This window comes from Curtobacterium ammoniigenes NBRC 101786 (genome assembly GCF_001571045.1).
GTDB classification, from domain to species: Bacteria; Actinomycetota; Actinomycetes; order Actinomycetales; family Microbacteriaceae; genus Curtobacterium; species Curtobacterium ammoniigenes.
Genome location: NZ_BCSV01000006.1, coordinates 112853 through 130158, shown reverse-complemented (window position 1 = coordinate 130158; position 17306 = coordinate 112853). Strand labels below are relative to the sequence as shown.

Here is a 17306-nt window from a genome sequence, read left to right as displayed (position 1 = left end):
TTTGGTCGCGGCGTCCGTTGGTCGCGCCGTCCACGGCCCACTCGCGCGGGTCCATACGCCGTTACGCCGCTCCTACTGTCCTATCCGTCAGCGCCTCGTTGAGGCGAAGCCGTTTGATTCGATGGGCTAAGGGCGTTGTTGAATGGGCTGTTGGACTCAGGGAGGCCTCCTTCATGCCCGCGGGTCGTTTGCGTCGCCGGCGACTTTGTGCGCAGCTAGCGGACTGGCTGTCGATCGCGAATAAAAGAACGATCGGGGACCTTATGTCGGGGCCGTGGGCCTCGTCGATGTGGAATGGGAGCAGATCTACTCGCGCCGCGAGCGGCGCGTTTTGGGCGCGGAACTGCGGATCGGGGGTGCATTGTTCCCAGCGCGGAAGATGCTGGAGGGGTTCGGTTTTCACCAGGAGCCGGGCGTCCGCTGAGACCAGATCGTCTCGCTCGCGGGCCGGGGTGCCCTGACCAAGGCAAGCATCGTCGTTCTTTTCAGGGGCGCCCGGAGTGGAAAGACGCGCCTCGTGAGGGTGCTCGCCATCGCCGCCTGCTGCCGGGGCCGTAGGGTCCTGTTCGCGTCCGCCGTCTGGCAGCACGTCTCCAGGACGCTCAGGTCGGGGGTGGCTCCGTCGGGGAACTGTGCCGGCGACGCCGATGGGGCGCTGGGTGTTCGACGAGGTCGACTACCGGACCTTCGAGTGCGAGGTCGCGGAATTGTTCGTCCGCCTGGTCTCTTCTCGTTGCGAATGCGTCACCGATCCTGACGAGTGACCTCCTGTTCGAGCGCGTACTGCAATCGCGGCAGTGGGCACTCCGGTCGCTGCCCTGCTCAACCCAGTCGCAGGTCCTTGCGTGCGTACTCTGGTCGCGCGTGTACGTGCGTACTCCGGTCGCGGCGATGCTGCGCGTGCGTACTTTGGTCGCAGCAATGGGCACTCCGGTCGTTGCCCTGCCCAGCCCAGTCGCAGGTCCGTGCGTGCGCACTCTGGTCTGTCGACGCTCGACGAAAAGTGGACCGGTTTCGCTCGAGCACCACTGGCAACGTTTTCGAAGAGCGTCGACGCTGGTCGCGCTGTCCTACCTGCGTTTTCCAGTCGCGGTGGTGCTGCGCGTGCGTACTTCGGTCGCGGCGACGGGTGCGCATGCGTACTTTGGTCGCGGGCAGCGCCGTTGGTCGTAGCTGCAATAGGTGCGATCGATGGCGCGGTTTGCACGCGCGGGCCGAGCTGCCGCATCGAGGGCTCTCGGTTTTCAGCAGCGTCTGGTTGTCGTTCGCCCTCATGGGTTGGCGAGGGCGTTGACTCTGCTGTTCCGGCGCGAGGGTCGTGATGGTCGTGAATCTGCTCCATGGGCGGGTTCCGGCGACCGGGAGACCGCGACCAAAGTACGCATCGCGTGCGAAGGGGCTGGCGCGGATTTGGCTGCGAGTGATGGGCGACGCTGGGGTCACGGTGGCGTCATCGCCTGTCGGCTCGGCCACCGCGGGTGTTCGCGTCCGTCTGCTCCGTTCGGGTTTGGAGAGGTTTGGACCGCGGATGCGGGAGCTTTTGTCTGCGTTCTCGGGGACGGGTGCGCCGGTGATCGCCGATTGATTCGGCAACGCGGGGGCACTGTCGTCTCGGTCTGGGCATCGGGAGCTTCTGAGCCGATCTGAGGCTTGAATGGTGCTCGCCGTTTCGAAGCGGTGACGGCAGAGGTGTTTGCGGGATGCGCGCGTGTGGCCACATCACGGGGCGGAACGGCAGATCTGCTCGGTGGGCGTCTACCCCTCGGCGCCGGATACGGGAGCGGGGTAGGTGCTCTCGTATGGTCGTGCGTTGAAAAGGGGGAACGCGGTCCTGAATTGGATGACCCGTTCGACGCTCTGGTCGGTGATGATTCTGGTAACGATTATTTTCCGAGACAGCAAGGGACCGAGTGATGGCTTCTATCAGACCGAACAAAAAGACTGATCCGCAGCGTGTTGAGGTGCTCGCGGGAACGCGCTTCTGGGCGTTTCATGCGGACGTTCTGTTCGACTTCCGTATGCGGCGGCTGTTTACCGCGACCAGCGCGGGGTTGTATTTCTTCCTCGCCTCCAGGACGAGCACGGTCGGTGTGGTGAGCGAGAGCATCGGGCGGCTGCGGCGCACTTACGCTTTGCTGTCCGTCGATGAGTTTGCTTCAGCGCTGCAGTCGCTGCATCAGAACGGGTTGATCGTTCTTGACGAGGGAGCTGAAGAGATCTTTGTTCCTTGGGTCTTCGAGGTGGACCGCCTCATGATCATGACAAAGAATAATTTCACGGGCGCTAGTCGGGTCATGCGTGCGGCCACCTCACCGCGCATCCGGCTCGCGCTGGCATACGCTCTGAAGGCTCGCCTTGAGGATGGAACGATTCTGCGGAGCCTCCGTCCCGCCGCCCGGCAGCTCGCGCTCGAGTTGAGTGGCAGCCCCGCGATGCTTCGGTACGACGCTCGAGCGCAGTTCCACCGATTGAACGATCTTGCGCCCGTTGAACGGCAAGACATTGATGCCTGGCTTTTGGAAGCTCGGTCAGCGACGAGGGACGGCCACCGAGGGGCTGCTCAGGACGACATCGAGGGTGAAGCGGCATAGACCGTCGCCTAGCGAACCAGGCTCGCTCAGCTTAGGCGCGCTCGCGACCACAGGGCTGCGAAGGTCGCGAGGCGAGGACCCGGGGTAGAAGAGAGCCTGATCGCCATGTGCCCGTCGGCACCCTTGCCACGCGCGCCCCTGCGGAAGCGGCACCGGCCTTCATTGCGACGACTCCATTGCGCGAAATTGCAGTCGTAGTAGTCGCGTGCAACACGGTGTCTCGGAGCAAGGCAACGGCCGACAGAACTGCGCCCGCTTGAGCAGGCGGCTCCTGGGCGGGGTGCGGATCCGTCGTCGTGGGAGTTTTAGTCCCTGGTCGGCAGAGCCATGGAAGCGGGGTAGTGCCGAACCGCTATGCGCCGCGCTCTGGCGGCAAGGCGACGATTTCGAGGCCGGTGACTCCGCGGAGGTCGTCGGCATTGAAGGTATAGAGCGGAAGCCCTGCCGCCTTGGCGGTTGCGGCGATCAGCGCGTCGAAGGCCCGGGCGGCCGGCTTGCGTCCGGAGCGGCGGATATCTGCCGCGACCTGAGCGAAGGAGCGGGCAGCTTCGACGTCGAAGGGGATCGGCTCTCCATAGTCCGTCTCGGCGCGCTGTACCTGGGATAGGCGCGCGGCACGCACCTCATCGTCCTGTGTCAGCAACGGCCCCACGGAAAGCTCCGCGAGCGTCACGGTGGTGATCGCGGCATCCACCGGCAGGTCCTCGGGCTCGAGTTCGTGCAATCGGAGCACCGCGGAAGTGTCCAGAACACCCTTCTCGTGCCTCACAGGCTTTGGTCCAAGACCGCGTCGATGTCGCGGCGCAGCGACTCGGCATCCACCTTTGGCGCACGCCTCGCCCGCGCGATGAGTTCCGCGGCCGGCAGGCCGCGCCGGGGCACGGGACGCAACTCGGCCACAGGCGTGCCATCCTTAGTCACGATGAGCGTCTCGCCGCGGACAACGCGACCGAGAACCTGGCCGCCGTGGTTGCGCAGATCGCGCACGCTCACCTCGTGGTCGGGCGGTGCTGTGAGACTCATGTCACCAATTGTATCACCGGTGATACGGACGGCAGCAGTGTGCCGCCATTACCGGTCGTTCACCAGCATCACCTCCTGAGCGACACCCCGAGACCGCACTCACGTTGCGCCTGACCGGGCATTCCCGTACCTGTCCCGTAAAAATGCGGTGAAGGTACTTTAGGTGATGTAGATCGTTCGAGCGATCTCGCCTCTCGTGGTCCCGCTGTTTCGTCGCGGACCAAAAACGCCGACCGATCGCCCAACTAGAGGACACCCGGCTCCGCGAGAACGACGGGTCGCGTCGACGCCGCCATACGGCCTGCCCACCTCAGAATTCCGGACACGCTGCGTGGCAGTCCGCCAAGTTACTTGGCGGACGACAAGACGGGTTCAGGGCGTCTTGGACCGGTGCGAACAAGGCCCTTCAATGCAGAACGGGACCGACTTGGATCTCGATTCGTAACGAGCGTTAGGGGCGGCGAAATAGCCGCCTGCTACCCTCAACATGGGAGCACCGAAGGTCGGTGACGGAATGGCATTATCAACCTCAGCAGAGGAGTGCATTCCGTCATGCCAGCACACCAAGACCTTGGACATCCTTCCGGAGAAGACGATGCGCTTCTTTTCGCGGAGGCGCTCGCCCGCATTGTCGAATCCGCCACCGAGCGGGGATATAAGCGCGGATTCGCTGACGCCGTACGCGAACTCCGGGGAACTGGCGACGACGAACCGCCCGAGTCCCAACAAGAAATGCTCCCGTCCTACGCAGCGGCTCGGTATCTCGGCGTGGCTCCGCGCACTCTGGCCAATTGGCGCTCTCGTGGAACTGCATTCGGCGACCGAGGTCCGAGGGCGTTCGCGCTCGGAGGGCGAGTCGTTTATTCCCAGCAGGACCTGGATGCTTGGCTTGAAGCTCATCAATTGGCCGCCTGATGGGACGAGTAGCACTCACGCTCGGGCAATGGGGAACCATTGCCGTTCGCCGACTCGAGGACGGCCGATACCGTGCATCTTGTCGCTACGGCCATCCCGACGGTAAGTCGCGAGAGCTTCGAGCGACCGGTGCCTCCCCAGCCGAAGCGAAGCGCGTACTCGTCACCAGACTGAGTTCGCGCATCAACGAACTGCGCCAATGGGAACCCTCAACCCAATCGAGCAAGTCCTTCAACGAGGTCGCCGAGGAGTGGTTTAGCGACCTCGCCCGCTCAGGACGCCCTGCGAGCACCCTTCGCCGATACGAAGAACAACTACGGATTCACCTCAAGCCTCGCATTGGGAGCCGCCCGATCACCGACATCACCCGAGCATCTCTGCAGCAACTCCTGCGGGAGTACATTCTGCAGGGCCGCTACGCGCGAGCGCGGGGACTGCGTTCCGTTCTCATCGCGGTGTTCCGCTTCGCGATGGAACAGGAATGGGTCGACAGCAATGTCGCCCGCGCGACCTCCTCCGTTGCCCGGCCACGACGCGAGGTCCGTGTGCTCACGGCCGACCAGGTAACGCGACTTCGCGATGTCGCAAGGCGGCGAGCCGCCGTCGGGGGAAAGGACCACCTTCCGGTCGACCTCATCATCGATGTGATCCTTGGAGCAGGAGGGCTGCGGGTTGGCGAGGCGCTGGCACTGAAGTGGCAGCATGTGGACCTGGACTCACGAGTTCCGACGATCACGGTGCGGGGAACGGTCATCGAGGTGGCCCGAGGGCCGGACGCATGGCAGAAAGGACTGCACGTTCAGGATCGACCGAAGTCGTCGACGTCATTCCGCGCCGTACCGGTCCCTGCGTGGCTCGTGAAACGACTCAGGCAGCGCCAGCGCGATGAAGGCCTCATTTTCGCCACACGTACCGGCAGGCCCTACTCGAAGGCAAACTTCAGCCGCTCCTGGAGATCGGTCCGCGACGAGGCAGGTCTCCCGGGCGCCACGCCGCACGACTTGCGGCGCTACATCGCAACACTCGTAGCGCGCGCCCACGACATCGATACCGCCTCGAAACTCCTCGGGCATGCCAGCGTGCAGGTTACCGAACAGCACTACATCGAGCGGGCAAAGGCGGCGCCGGACGTGCGTGCGACGCTCGAAGCCCTGGATAATGGTCACTCGGTCGACGTCCCCAATGCCACGTCGAGTGGGCGCGACACAACGGGCGCAGTCCTCGATTCGTTGACAGGGACATTGCCAACTCTCGATGCCCACGACCTCGCGCGTCTTCGCCGCCTCCTGGACGTCGAGTACGCGCGCCGGATGGAGCAATGAGTGAGGCGGGGAACCTTCGTACCGGGTGATCTCGCTTCGATCGTCTGTTGATCTCAGCGGCGCGCATGCAGCGAATCGTCACGAAAGTCGCGCGGTGCGAACTCCCCCGTGTCGCCTGCACTGCCGGCATTACCAAGTCCTGCGGGCGGTGACCCCGTTACTTTCTTCGCGGCTGCCGGATGAGGATGCTGGTGGCTGTCGGCCTGCCGGGCCCGGCATGATTGCTGCCCCCTGTCGCTCATGATCTGGGGGGTGTTGTCACCGGGCCCGGTTGGTGGCGGGTGATCGCTGATGGGGACAGGGCCCGAGGTCGTCTCGAGGTCGTTCGTAACGTGGCTGCCGGGACTCGTCGCCGTGGTTCGGGTCGGCATCCGTCGCGATTGGAAGGGGCTCGGATGGAGTCGAGCATCGCCGGCTACGAGGGCGTCGACGTGTTCGTCGGCGTCGACGTCGGCAAAGGAGAGCACCACGCGGTCGCGCTCGACCGGGCGGGCAAGCGGGTGTTCGACAAGGCGCTCCCCAACGACGAACACCGGTTGCGCGAGCTGATCCATGGCCTCAAGGACCGGGGAACGGTGCTGGTCGTGGTGGACCAGCCCGCGACGATCGGTGCGCTGCCACTCGCCGTCGCGCAGGATGAGGGCGCCATGATCGGCTACCTACCCGGTCTCGCGATGCGCCGCATCGCGGACCTGCATGCCGGCGAGGCGAAGACCGATGCTCGCGACGCTGCGATCATCGCCGAAGCTGCCCGGACGCTGCCGCACGCGCTGCGCTCGATTCAGCTCGCCGATGCGCAGGTCGCGGAACTGAGCATGCTCTGCGGCTTCGATGACGACCTCGCCGGGCAGGTCACCGCAACCAGCAACCGAGTCCGCGGTTTGCTGACCCAGATCCATCCCGCCCTCGAGCGGGTCCTCGGCCCGCACCTGGACCACCCGGCAGTGCTGGACCTGTTGCAGCACTACCCATCACCAGCGGCGTTGGCCGCGGCCGGCGAGAAGCGCCTCGGGAACCGGTTGAGCGTCCTCGCCCCACGGATCGGCCGCCGCCTCGCGGCCCAGATCATGCAGGCACTGTCCGAGCAAAGCGTCGTCGTGGTCGGCACGAACGCCGCTTCGCTCGTGCTGCCCCGGTTGGCGATGCAACTGGCATCGTTGCGGCAGCAACGAGCAGAGATCGCGGTCGAGGTCGAGCGTCTCGTGGAGGCACACCCTCTTCACCCCGTCCTGACGAGCATGCCGGGAGTCGGCGTCAGGACCGAAGCAAGGCTCCTCACCGAGGTCGTCGGAAAGCGATTCGCATCCGCCGGCCACCTCGCCTCCTACGCCGGCCTCGCTCCCGTCACACGGCGCTCCGGCTCATCGATCCGCGGCGAACACGCCTCACGTCGCGGCAACAAGACGCTGAAACGGGCCCTGTTCCTCTCCGCATTCGCAGCGCTTCGGGACCCCGTCTCTCGCACCTACTACGACCGGAAGATCGCCGCCGGGAAACGCCACAACCAGGCCCTCATCGCCCTCGCCAGGCGACGCTGCGACGTCCTCTACGCCATGCTGCGCGACGGCACCCTCTACCAAGCGCCCATCCCACTCGCCGCTTGACAGGAAGAATAGGGACACCCCCCGGCGACCGCCCGCCCGCGCCAATGTCCGAGATCCTCGTACACCCTCTCCTGGAAAGGTCTGGCGGCGCCGCAGCGCGTGGCGCTTACAACATGAGGTAGCCAAGCGGGAGCCCCGAGTTCATCAGAACACGCGCTCGTGAGCAGCGAGCCTCCTTGACTCGACCGACAAGGGGGGTGAACTTGCTCGCATCTGCGCTCGCCACTATCGAGCCAAGGCTGAAGGGGCGCCGTCTGCGAGATTGAGCTTGCGGACGGCGCCCCTGGGTGCTCGGGTGCACCGAGGCGTCACGCTCTCGAGCGCCGGTCGCGCCGGGCGCGAGGCAGATGCCCCGGCTACACGATAACTAGTAAGGACGGGCAGCGCAAATTTCATATGTGACAATATCACCTTATGGGAGTACTGTACGGCACCCGGTCGAACGGACGTGCTGACAGTGCCCATCGTCTAGGCGCTCCCATCCTGCGGGGTCGATCCGAAGGAGACCGCGGGAACAGCCGCCTGCCAGCCGAGCATTCTCCCGCTGGACGGATGTGCCAGACCTGCCGCATTCACTCGCGTCACGGCGGGCACAGGCCACTGCCGGAAAGCTCGTCTCCGTCGGCTGATAGACGTTGCTCTGGCGAGCATGTAGCAATCGAAGCGACACGCAGCCAGCAAAACGCGACTTAAACGCGATCGAGGGCCCAGACGCTTTCGCCTGGGCCCTCGATCGGACCTTTACTGCTTACTGCTGTCTCAACACAGTGTGCGCTCGAAGGGACTCGAACCCCCAACCTTCTGATCCGTAGTCAGATGCTCTATCCATTGAGCTACGAGCGCGTGGCCCGAAGGCCGGAGACGAGCCTAGCAGGGACGGGAGGCGCGCGCGAATCCGTCACGCGCCTCCCGTTCGGCGGTGGGGGCGGTGCGCACTGCAGACCGCCGCGGACCGCTCGAGTTGCGTCAGGCGAGGACCGTTTCCTCGTTGAAGAGCTCGTCGAGGAACAGTTGGAACGCCTGCCAGGACCGGCGGTCTGCGGCGGCCTGGTACTGGGCGCCGTGGTCGGGCGCGTTCGTGCCGGGGACGGCAAAGGCGTGCATTGCGCCGGAGTAGCTGACGAGCTGCCAGTCGACGTCGGGGGCGCCGCGCATCTCGTCCTCCCACTTGTGCACGGTCTCGTCGGGCACAACCGGGTCTGCCGCGCCGGTGAGCACGAGCAGTTTGGCGCGGATCGCGCTGGCGTCGGATGGGTCGTGCACGATGAGGCCGCCGTGGAACGAGACGGCTCCGGCGAGCTGTGCGCCGGTACGAGCGAGCTCGAGCGCGGTGGACCCCCCGAAGCAGTACCCGATCACGACGACCTTCTCGGGGTCGACGTGCGGGTCGGCGACAAGGCGGGCGAGCCCCGCTTCGGCCCGAGCCCGGAGCAGTGGGAGATTGCCATAAAACGATCCGGCAATACCCGGCGCTTCGTCGGGAGTGGGTCGGACGTCCGCGCCGTAGATGTCGGCGGCGAATGCGACGTACCCGAGCCGGGCGAGCATCGTCGCCCGGGCGGTGACATGGTCGCCGACGCCGAGCCAGTCGTGGATGATGAGGATCCCGGGGCGACGCTCGCCGATGGCGGTGTCTTTCGCGAGCACCCCTTCGAGTTCGGTCCCGTCGTGTTCGTAACGGACGGCTTCGACGCTGATCGCAGCGCCTGCGGGCTCGGGCACAGTGGCAAGAACGTCTTCGATCGTCGTCACGCGGTTCTCCAAGGGTGTGTCGGATGTCGACGCGGGAAGTCCGCGTCGACGGATGGTGATCGGTGGGCTTCAGGAACGGCCGGTTGAGTCGATGTGCGCCTGGCCGGTCGACGCACTCGTTCCTCCGTCGACGGGGAGCGTCACACCGGTGATGTACCGGGCATCGTCACTCGCGAGGAACAGGAACGCGGGCGCGACGTCTTCGGGGAGCCCGGTGCGGCCGAGTGCGACCCGGTTTGTGAAGGGTGCTGCGAAGTCCGGATCGGATCGCACGCGGTCTCCGAGCGCACCCATCGGTGTGAAGGCCGGCGCCACCGCGTTCACGCGGATGCCGCGGGCGCCGAGGTCGAGCGCCAGTGACTGCATGAGCATCGTCATCGCGCCTTTGGACGCGTTGTAGACCGCCTGGTTCCAGTCGCCGCGGATCGCGGAGACGCTCGTAGTGAAGAGGATCGACGATCCTGGCTTGAGGTGTGGGATCGCTTCTTGCACCAGCGCGACGGTGCCGTCGATATTGGTGGCGATCATCGCGCGGTAGGCGTCGGGGTCGAGCGACTCGATTGGGCCTGCCGTGTAGGCGGCAGCGTTGGAGACGACCACGTCGAGCGAGCCGAAGCGGTCGATCGCGATGGCGACGAGGTCGGCGACGCTTTCCCGGTCCTGCACGTCGGTCGGGACCGCGATGACGTGGTCCGGGGACATCCCCTCGGCGGTTTCGGCGAGCGCGTCCTCTCGGCGGCCGGCGAGGACCACGGAGCAGCCCTGCTCGGCGAACGCGCGTGCGATCGAGCGGCCGATGCCGGAACCCGCTCCGGTGACGATGACGGTCTTGCCGCTCAGTCGGTAGTCGCCCATGGCGAGACGCGAATCGCTCATAGCGCCGAAGGTACGCCGAACGCATCGGTGGTGAATCGGAAGCAGCCGCCGGGTGGAATCTGCACGAGCCGGGCGAGGTCGGCCGGCTCAACGGTCGCGATGACGGGATAGCCGCCCGTCACGGGATGGTCTGCGGTGAAGACGACTGGCTGACCGTTGGGCGGCACCTGGATGGCACCGGTCACCATTCCTTCGGACGGCAGCTCCCGTTCGTCGCGACGCGCCAGTGGTCGCGACCCGGTCAGGCGCACCCCGACGCGGTTCGACGCGCTGTGAACGGTCCAGATCTGCTCTGTCACGAGTCGAAGGGCGTCGTCGGTAAACCAGTCCTCGCGCGGACCGGGCCGAACCATGAAGGATTGCGGCGAGGCGATCGATTCATCGACGGTCTGGAGGCGCGGCCCAGGTTCCGGGAGGTCGGCCACCGCCGCACCACGGCGCGCCCCGACGGCGAGGGTGTCGTTCGGTCGAAGCGGCGTCGGCCCGAGACCTGCGAGCGTGTCTGTGGAGGCTGAGCCGAGCAGCAGCGCCGCACCGTCGCCGAGGCCTCCGAGTACTGCGAGGTATCCGTAGAGGCCGCGGCCGGTCGGTTCGACGACAAGCTGATCGCCATCGTGCAGCGCGAACGCCCGATCAGGCTGCTCCGGTTCGACGCTGAGGCTGTCACTGTCGTCGATGGTCTCCGCATCGGGCTGGAGTGCGACAGCGTCAGCGCCGACGGGCCGCCTGCTAGTTCGAGTGACCACGGACCGAGTGACCACGGCCCGGCTTTCCGCGCCGGTGAGGGCGACGATCAGGTCGCCGACAGCGGTCACGGCAATGGGTCCCACGAATTCGATTGCGGCTGCATTGGTGGGATTGCCGACGAGTCGGTTTGCTCGGCGCAGAGCGGGGCGGTCCATTGCGCCGGACGGTGTGACCCCGAGCGCAGCATGCTTCGGGCGACCGAGATCCTGCACGGTCGCAAGCAGTGCGACCCGATCGATGCGGACCGCACGCGGACTCCGGCTCGCCCACCGCTTGGGACTGAGTCGTGCCGCTTCGGGGCGCACGTGTGGCTGGTGGGTCGATGCCGCGTCGGAGGGGAACCCGCCGGGCAGCGGGACAACGGGACGCGGTGCGCGGACGAACCGCACGCGCATGCCGGGCATGAGGAGCGCAGGCGAATCAGATCTCGTCGCGTCCCACATGCGGGCTGTGGTGTGTCCGATGAGTTGCCATCCCCCGGGGCTCGACCGGGGGTAGACGCCACTGAACTGCCCGGCAAGGCCGACTGCCCCTGCAGGAACAGTCGTTCGCGGGCTGCTGCGTCGGGGCACGTGCAGTGCAGGGTCACCGCCGAGGAGGTAGGCGAAGCCGGGAGCAAACCCGACGAATGCGACGCGCCAGGACGACGCGAGATGGCGGTCGATGATCGACGCGGTCGTCAGCCCGGTGAGCGCAGCGACTTCCTCGAGGTCCGGGCCGTCATAGGTGACCGGGATCTCGATCCCCGGCTGGCCTGCCGCGTCACCGAGGTCGGCCGAGGCGTCGAGCGCCGGTGGAGCACCGTGCCACCGACCGCGGACAGCCCTCGCCACCCGTTGTTCGTCCGTCACCGCGGTATCGAACATCACAAGCACAGCGGCGGCGGATGGCACGATCTCGGTGACCCCGTCGATCCGTGCGTCGGTCAGGGCCTCGTGCAGTGCGAGTGCCTCCTCAAGGCCGTCAGCGTCGATGAGGAGCGCACTCGCACCGAAGCGATGGATCTGCACGCTCAGCGCTCGTTCGCGGGCACCGTCGCGACCGATGCGATGGAAATACCTGCGTCGGACAGCGCGGCGCGGATCTCGCGCGTCATTGATACGGCGTCGGGCGAGTCGCCGTGCACGCACACGGACTCCGCGTCGAGTTGCAGACGCGAGCCGTCGGCCGCGCGGACCGTTCCCGTGGTCACGAGCTCGACAACCCGCTGCGCGACGGCGCGTGGGTCGTGCAGCACCGCCCCGGGCTCACGCCGCCCCACCAGACTGCCGTCGGGCGTATACGCGCGGTCGGCGAACGCTTCGGCGACGACGCGAAGTCCAGCGCGGTTCGCAATCTCGACGAGCGGTGACGCAGCGAGCACGACGAGCGGCAGGCCCGGGTCGACGGCGCGGATCGCATCGATCACCGCGGTCGCGTGCTGATGGCCGGTGGCGATGGTGTTGTAGAGCGCACCGTGCGGCTTGACGTAGGCCACGCTTGTACCTGCTGCACGCGCAAGCGCCTGCAGCGCGCCGATCTGATACACGACATCGGCGCGCAGCTCGGGGATCGAGGCGTCGAGGAATCGTCGGCCGAAGCCGGCGAGGTCGCGATAGCTGACGTGCGCCCCGACTGCCACCCCACGTTCCGCGGCGGCGCTGAGAACGTCGAGCAGCGCGAGTGGGTCGCCCGCATGGAAGCCGCACGCAACATTCGCGCTCGAGACCAGGTCGAGCATCGCCGTGTCGTCGCCGAGGCTCCAGCGGCCGAACCCTTCGCCGAGGTCTGCATTCAGATCGATCGTCTGCATGTCTCCACCTTCGCACCATGCACGCACTCTCGGCCCTGCGTCCGGCACATGCGGGATTGCGGACTCGCGCCGACCTGTGTGGAGGGGTCGTGGCCACGAAGGTTCCGGCAGTACTCTTCGAGCGTCGCGCTGCGCGACGCGTCGCGCTGGGTCGACTCTCAGCGCGGACGGCGGTTCCGTCCGCTGACCCCGCGACGCGGTGCCCTCCGTCTCCAGGGAAACGACGGAGGGCACCTTCTCGTTCCCTGGCCGCCCGGCCTCCATAGCCGGGAGGCGTTCCGAAACGGTCCACCGTTCGGCGGCGGCTTGCGGGCCCGGACGGTCCGGCACGGGATGATATGTGCCATGCATCTGCTGTCCGCCGACGGCCTGACGGTCGTGACCAACGCCCTCGATCTCGCGGGCGTGTTCGCGTCCGCGCTCCTCGGCGGAGCGATCGCCCGAAGCAATGACTTCGACCTGTTCGGATTCCTTGTGGTCGGGTTCGTGTCCGGGCTTGGTGGCGGGATCTTGCGTGACGTCCTCCTGCAGCACGGGCCTCCCGTTGCCCTGACCGATCCGCTGTACGTTCCCGTGGCCATCGCCGGCGCGCTCGTCGCATTCCTCATCCAGGTGTCCGAACGCACCTGGGACCGACTGTTCACCGTGCTCGATGCTGCGGTGATCGGGTTCTGGTCGGTTGCCGGCGTCCAGCGAACCTTCGACGCCGGGCTCGCCTGGCCCGCTGCGGTCATCATGGGCACGGTGACCGCAGTCGGCGGAGGCGCGATCCGCGATCTCCTGCTTCGTCGCGTCCCTGCCGTGTTCGGCGGAAACGCCCTCTACGCCTCGGTCGCAGTCGCGGCCTCCGGCGTCATGGTCGGCGCTCTTGCGCTGCACGCACCGACCGTCGGCATCGTGGTTGCGATCCTGCTCTCGCTGCTCCTCCGCCTTGGCGCGGTCCGATGGGGGTGGGGTCTGCCGAACGGCAGGAACTGGCAGCCACAGTCAGCGCTGGCCACGCTCCTCCGTCGCGGACGGATGCTTCGACGTCGTCGTTGAACGCGCGAGCACCAACGCGATCAGGCGTGCACCCCGGACCCGCTGCGCACCCACCGGACGAGGCTCGCCGGAAGCAGACGACTCCGGAGGACCTGCATCGGCGACTCCGTGTCGTCGAGCGTTTGCCGCGCCTCCAGAACGGCGAGAACGAGCGCCGGGTGAGCCTCCACGTCTGGGGTCTGCGCGTACCGTTCGCGTTCCAGCGCTTCGAGTATGCGGAGCATGGCAGCGCGCGTCGCCGGCGGGAGATCGGCTGGCAGCCTCCCGAGCACGGCCCGCGCGGTCGGGACGCTCGAGAGCGGATCGTCGAGTGACCGCAACGCTGGATGGAACCCGTGGTCGACTGCGTCGTCAACCACTTCCCGCCATGCAATTCGTGCCGGGGCACGAGCGTTCCGCAGCCGAGCAAGCCGAGACTGCCGTTGCAGCGCCCGGGCGCCAGCAGGCGCGAGGAGCGCGGCGATGATCGCAAGCGTCCACGCGATCCCACCGAGCGGCAGCGACGGCGCCGACGATGGAGCGGCCGAGGAGCGGCGCGTTCCCGTTGCGCTTGGCGTGCTCGTCGGACCGGCTTGCGGCGTCACGGCCGTGTGCTGCAGCGGCAACGCGGTCGGCGCCGCGGGTGACGCCGGAGCAGCCGACGGCGCGGCCTGGGCGTTCGACGACGATGATGCGGCCGGCGTCGGCTCGAACCCGACCCAGCCGACCTTCGCGATGTACAGCTCGGGCCATGCGTGAAGCTGCTGATTCGTCACGGTGAACTGCCCTGGAGCATCTGATGCGGCCGGCCGGTAACCGACCGCGATGCGGGACGGGATCCCCATGACGCGCGCCATCACTGCCATTGCTGAGGCGAAGTGCACGCAATATCCGGCCCGCACCTGGAGGAACTTGGCGATGACCTGCATGTTGTCGCCGTCGTAGCCCTGCGACACCGGCGTCGTCGTCGAGTACGTGAACTGCCCGCTCAGGAAGAACGACTGGAGCGCGCGAGCGCGGGTGTACTGATCGGCCGCACCGACGCCGATGCTGTAGGCCGTGTTCCGGATGATCGCCGGCAGGTTGCTTGGGAGTGCGAGGTCTTGGCGGAGTTGCGCTGCCGAGGGTTGCGCGAAGACTCTGCTCGTCGGATTCGCGAGCGCACCGCGCGCATCGAGCGAATCGAGATACGGGCCCGCAAAGACCGATGACCCGCTGACCGCGTAGACATCACCGGGACGCGTGACCGGCCCGGTCGAGCGAATGGTGTTCGACCCGGCGAGCCACCGCCAGTTCTGCAGGTCGAGCGAGGTGCTCCGCGAGAGGATGCTCGACGCGCCCGCCGGCACGGGGAGGTACTGGCTCGACAGACCGGTGATGCGGATAACAGCGTCGCCCGTGGTGCCGAACGCCGGGTTCACACCGACGGGCACCTGATCGCTGTTCGCGGTCGGCGCTTGGCTCGCGTCCTGCACGCTCGGCGACCATTCGCCGTTGCTGAAATCATCGAGGTTCGCGAGCTTGAGGTACTCCGGCGAGCCGGATGTCGTGTGGTATTCGAAGACTTCGAGCGGCGACGGCTCCCGGAGATCCTGACCCAGTCGGATGAGGGTCCCGGGCCGACCTGGCTGCACCGGAGAGGGCACCGCTCCGGTGACGCCGGAGAGGAACGGGGAGTTCAGCGGGATGACGGTCGGCAGGACGACCGCAACTGTCAGGGCGAGGGCGCCGACAATCGCCGCCGGCACGGCGTTGCGAGTGGGCCTGGCGGACAGCCAGAGCAACGCCAGGAAGGCGATGCCGACCGTGACCATGATGATTGGACTCGGATTCGAGCCGATCACGAATGCGGGAACCGCGAGGAGGACGAGCGCCGGCGCAGCGGCGAGTGCCGGTGTCCCCGCGATTGCCGCGACGAACAGGGCCGCCCCACTCACCCAGACGATGCTGAGCGCCACGATGAGGCGAACGTCGGTCGTCTCGAGGAGCGGGGCCGGGTTCAAGTTGATCGCTTCGATCGCTCGACCGAGCGCGCCGGTCCGATCGAGCCAGGTGAATGGCTGCATGCCGCTGGCGAGCGACGTCGCGCACGAGACGGCGACGAGGGCGACGACGAGAACAACGAACCGGAGTCCCCGTCCGCTGCGACGCGCGGCGACCATGAGCCCCGTGGTGGCAGCTGTCGCGACGACGGCGATCCACCACCACGCGATCCCCTGCACCAGCGGTCGGAGGGCAAGCGCGGCGATGAGCACGGGGAGCACCGACGCGACCACAACCCAGGCCGACGGTGTGTCGGACTCCCGCCGCTCCTCCCAGTCATCGGCGCCCCGGAACGGCGGCCGGCGCGTATGCGATGGATTCGTGAGCGTGCCGGTCATGATGCACTCCGACGGTGTCCGCGATGACCGTGGGCGCCGGCAGGCACCGGCACGGTGATCACCCGCCACCCGGCGCGCTCGAAGATCCCGCGCACGACGCCGGATGGCGGAACGATCGAGACGAACAGGCCGCGTGCTCCTCGCTGTCCTTGGCCGACGAGCGCGAGCGCCTCGTGCTCGCTGCAATGGCCGGTGATCACTGCTGTCATTCCGCTGAGGCCCCGCGCGGCGGCCGCGGCGAGCATCGTCTCAGGCGGGCTGGAAGCTGTGTGCGGCTGGACGGTCGCCAACTCGACGAGCGCCTCCTGAAGTCCCGACCCGCCGCGCGGCCGCTCCGGACCTGCCGCAGCGTCGTCGGCCACGAGCGTGACGTGCGAGGCGCGGGCCGCGAGCTGCCGCGCCACACCGGCGGCGACGACGACCGCGTGCTCGAACGCCACGAGTCCGTCGATGTCCGCGAGCTCTGAGAGATCATCCCGGCCGAGGTCCTGGTAGACCGACGGCCGGAGATCCAGGGCCACCACGGCCTCCGGAGGCTGTGCTTGCGTGGTCTGGCGGACGTGCAGTTCGCCCCGGCGCGCGCTCTGCGCCCAGTGCACCCGACGGATCGGGTCGCCTGGGCGGTACGGACGGAGCTCGCTGTCATCCGCGGAACCACCCTGACCGACGCGCCCCTGATCCGCGGACACCGCGCCGGCGAGGGCGCCGGTGTCGATGGTGCCAACGTTCGCCCCGCGCGGAACGACGACAACCTCGGTCGGGCGGAGTGCGGAGCGGTCGACGCGCACGAGGCCGAAGGGATCGACTACGCGAACGCGCAACGGCCCCACGGATGCGATGCCGCGCTGCACAGCGAGCGCTTCGAATTCGAGTCGTGCGGGCGGCCGGTTCGGGCCGATCGTCACGGTCGCGGCAGCCTCAGCGAGTCCGGTCAGCTGCGGACTCATGCTTTCGTGGACGTGCACCGAGACGGTCGGTGCGAGGCGTGCGCGGAGGCCGACGAGCTCGATGCGCTCGCGGTGAATGTCGCCGACTTCGACAACCGCGCGGCTGATGCGCCGATCCGCTCGGAGCGGGGCGGCGACACTCAAGGCGACGACCACTCCTGCGACATCGAGGAACACGAGAAGCAGGCCCGCGGTGATGACGACACCCATCGTGACGATGAGTCCAGCCGCGACTAGGCCGACGCCGACACCGAGCAGCGCCCACCCGCGCGCGGTCGGACGCGGGACAGGGATGTCTCGCGTCCGACGTGATCCGGTGGGTCTGGACACGGTGAG

The 17306-nt window shown here is 67.3% G+C and carries 13 protein-coding genes and 1 tRNA gene; 5 read left to right on the top strand and 9 right to left on the bottom strand.

Features of this window, described 5'->3' with window-relative positions; all coding sequences use genetic code 11:
* Positions 1–1913: 1913 nt before the first annotated feature.
* Positions 1914–2591: a hypothetical protein gene (locus CAM01S_RS13095; RefSeq protein ID WP_157071573.1), complete on the top strand. Its 678-nt coding sequence runs from the start codon at positions 1914–1916 to the stop codon at positions 2589–2591.
* 352 nt (positions 2592–2943) lie between these two features.
* Here CAM01S_RS13095 and CAM01S_RS13090 read toward each other — a convergent pair whose 3' ends face one another.
* Both CAM01S_RS13090 and CAM01S_RS13085 read right to left on the bottom strand, forming a co-directional pair.
* Entirely contained in the window at positions 2944–3360 is a 417-nt protein-coding gene (locus tag CAM01S_RS13090) for a PIN domain-containing protein (RefSeq protein WP_066522607.1), read from the bottom strand.
* Positions 3357–3614 (bottom strand): type II toxin-antitoxin system Phd/YefM family antitoxin, encoded by a 258-nt coding sequence (locus CAM01S_RS13085; RefSeq protein ID WP_174520435.1) that lies wholly within the window; start codon positions 3612–3614, stop codon positions 3357–3359. The genes CAM01S_RS13090 and CAM01S_RS13085 overlap by 4 nt, the downstream gene beginning before the upstream one ends.
* 552 nt (positions 3615–4166) lie before the next feature.
* On the opposite strand from CAM01S_RS13085, the gene CAM01S_RS15310 reads away from it, so the two are divergent.
* The 3 genes from CAM01S_RS15310 to CAM01S_RS13075 all read left to right on the top strand — a co-directional run bounded on the left by CAM01S_RS15310 (position 4167) and on the right by CAM01S_RS13075 (position 7455).
* Positions 4167–4529 (top strand): helix-turn-helix transcriptional regulator, encoded by a 363-nt coding sequence (locus tag CAM01S_RS15310; RefSeq protein WP_083528046.1) that lies wholly within the window; start codon positions 4167–4169, stop codon positions 4527–4529.
* Positions 4529–5851 carry a tyrosine-type recombinase/integrase gene (locus CAM01S_RS13080; RefSeq protein WP_066522603.1) on the top strand — a complete coding sequence of 441 codons (1323 nt, stop codon included), beginning with the start codon at positions 4529–4531 and terminating at the stop codon, positions 5849–5851. Before CAM01S_RS15310 ends, CAM01S_RS13080 begins: the two co-directional genes overlap by 1 nt.
* A gap of 395 nt (positions 5852–6246) precedes the next feature.
* On the top strand, positions 6247–7455 hold the full coding sequence (locus CAM01S_RS13075; protein WP_066522600.1) for an IS110 family RNA-guided transposase: 1209 nt from the start codon (positions 6247–6249) through the stop codon (positions 7453–7455).
* Between the two features lie 770 nt (positions 7456–8225).
* Here CAM01S_RS13075 and CAM01S_RS13070 read toward each other — a convergent pair.
* The 5 genes from CAM01S_RS13070 to CAM01S_RS13050 all read right to left on the bottom strand — a co-directional run bounded on the left by CAM01S_RS13070 (position 8226) and on the right by CAM01S_RS13050 (position 12622).
* Positions 8226–8298: transfer RNA gene (locus CAM01S_RS13070), tRNA-Arg, on the bottom strand.
* 123 nt (positions 8299–8421) lie between these two features.
* Positions 8422–9207, bottom strand: coding sequence for a dienelactone hydrolase family protein (locus tag CAM01S_RS13065; protein WP_083528045.1), 786 nt, complete (start codon positions 9205–9207; stop codon positions 8422–8424).
* A 69-nt stretch (positions 9208–9276) separates the two neighbouring features.
* Positions 9277–10083: an SDR family NAD(P)-dependent oxidoreductase gene (locus CAM01S_RS13060; RefSeq protein WP_217999743.1), complete on the bottom strand. Its 807-nt coding sequence runs from the start codon at positions 10081–10083 to the stop codon at positions 9277–9279.
* The gene (locus CAM01S_RS13055; RefSeq protein ID WP_066522594.1) at positions 10080–11840 is read right to left on the bottom strand and encodes a 5-oxoprolinase subunit B/C family protein; all 1761 of its coding nucleotides are present in this window, start codon (positions 11838–11840) and stop codon (positions 10080–10082) included. Before CAM01S_RS13055 ends, CAM01S_RS13060 begins: the two co-directional genes overlap by 4 nt.
* A gap of 2 nt (positions 11841–11842) precedes the next feature.
* Positions 11843–12622, bottom strand: a complete 780-nt coding sequence (locus tag CAM01S_RS13050; protein WP_066522592.1) for a LamB/YcsF family protein — start codon at positions 12620–12622, stop codon at positions 11843–11845.
* Positions 12623–12967: 345 nt separating this feature from the next.
* Here CAM01S_RS13050 and CAM01S_RS13045 point away from each other — a divergent pair, with 345 nt between their 5' ends.
* Entirely contained in the window at positions 12968–13663 is a 696-nt protein-coding gene (locus tag CAM01S_RS13045) for a trimeric intracellular cation channel family protein (protein WP_066522590.1), read from the top strand.
* A 20-nt stretch (positions 13664–13683) separates the two neighbouring features.
* Here CAM01S_RS13045 and CAM01S_RS13040 read toward each other — a convergent pair whose 3' ends face one another.
* Both CAM01S_RS13040 and CAM01S_RS13035 read right to left on the bottom strand, forming a co-directional pair.
* Positions 13684–16023: a transglutaminase TgpA family protein gene (locus CAM01S_RS13040; protein ID WP_066522585.1), complete on the bottom strand. Its 2340-nt coding sequence runs from the start codon at positions 16021–16023 to the stop codon at positions 13684–13686.
* The gene (locus CAM01S_RS13035; protein ID WP_066522582.1) at positions 16020–17300 is read right to left on the bottom strand and encodes a DUF58 domain-containing protein; all 1281 of its coding nucleotides are present in this window, start codon (positions 17298–17300) and stop codon (positions 16020–16022) included. The genes CAM01S_RS13040 and CAM01S_RS13035 overlap by 4 nt, the downstream gene beginning before the upstream one ends.
* Positions 17301–17306 lie beyond the last annotated feature (6 nt).

Bases quoted from the DNA above. Each gene is read 5' to 3' on its own strand.
- CAM01S_RS13095 (WP_157071573.1), top strand. From the start codon at position 1,914: ATGGCTTCTATCAGACCGAACAAAAAGACTGATCCGCAGCGTGTTGAG.
- CAM01S_RS13085 (WP_174520435.1), bottom strand. From the start codon at position 3,614: ATGAGTCTCACAGCACCGCCCGACCACGAGGTGAGCGTGCGCGATCTG.
- CAM01S_RS15310 (WP_083528046.1), top strand. From the start codon at position 4,167: ATGCCAGCACACCAAGACCTTGGACATCCTTCCGGAGAAGACGATGCG.
- CAM01S_RS13080 (WP_066522603.1), top strand. From the start codon at position 4,529: ATGGGACGAGTAGCACTCACGCTCGGGCAATGGGGAACCATTGCCGTT.
- CAM01S_RS13075 (WP_066522600.1), top strand. From the start codon at position 6,247: ATGGAGTCGAGCATCGCCGGCTACGAGGGCGTCGACGTGTTCGTCGGC.
- CAM01S_RS13060 (WP_217999743.1), bottom strand. From the start codon at position 10,083: ATGAGCGATTCGCGTCTCGCCATGGGCGACTACCGACTGAGCGGCAAG.
- CAM01S_RS13050 (WP_066522592.1), bottom strand. From the start codon at position 12,622: ATGCAGACGATCGATCTGAATGCAGACCTCGGCGAAGGGTTCGGCCGC.
- CAM01S_RS13045 (WP_066522590.1), top strand. From the start codon at position 12,968: ATGCATCTGCTGTCCGCCGACGGCCTGACGGTCGTGACCAACGCCCTC.
- CAM01S_RS13040 (WP_066522585.1), bottom strand. From the start codon at position 16,023: ATGACCGGCACGCTCACGAATCCATCGCATACGCGCCGGCCGCCGTTC.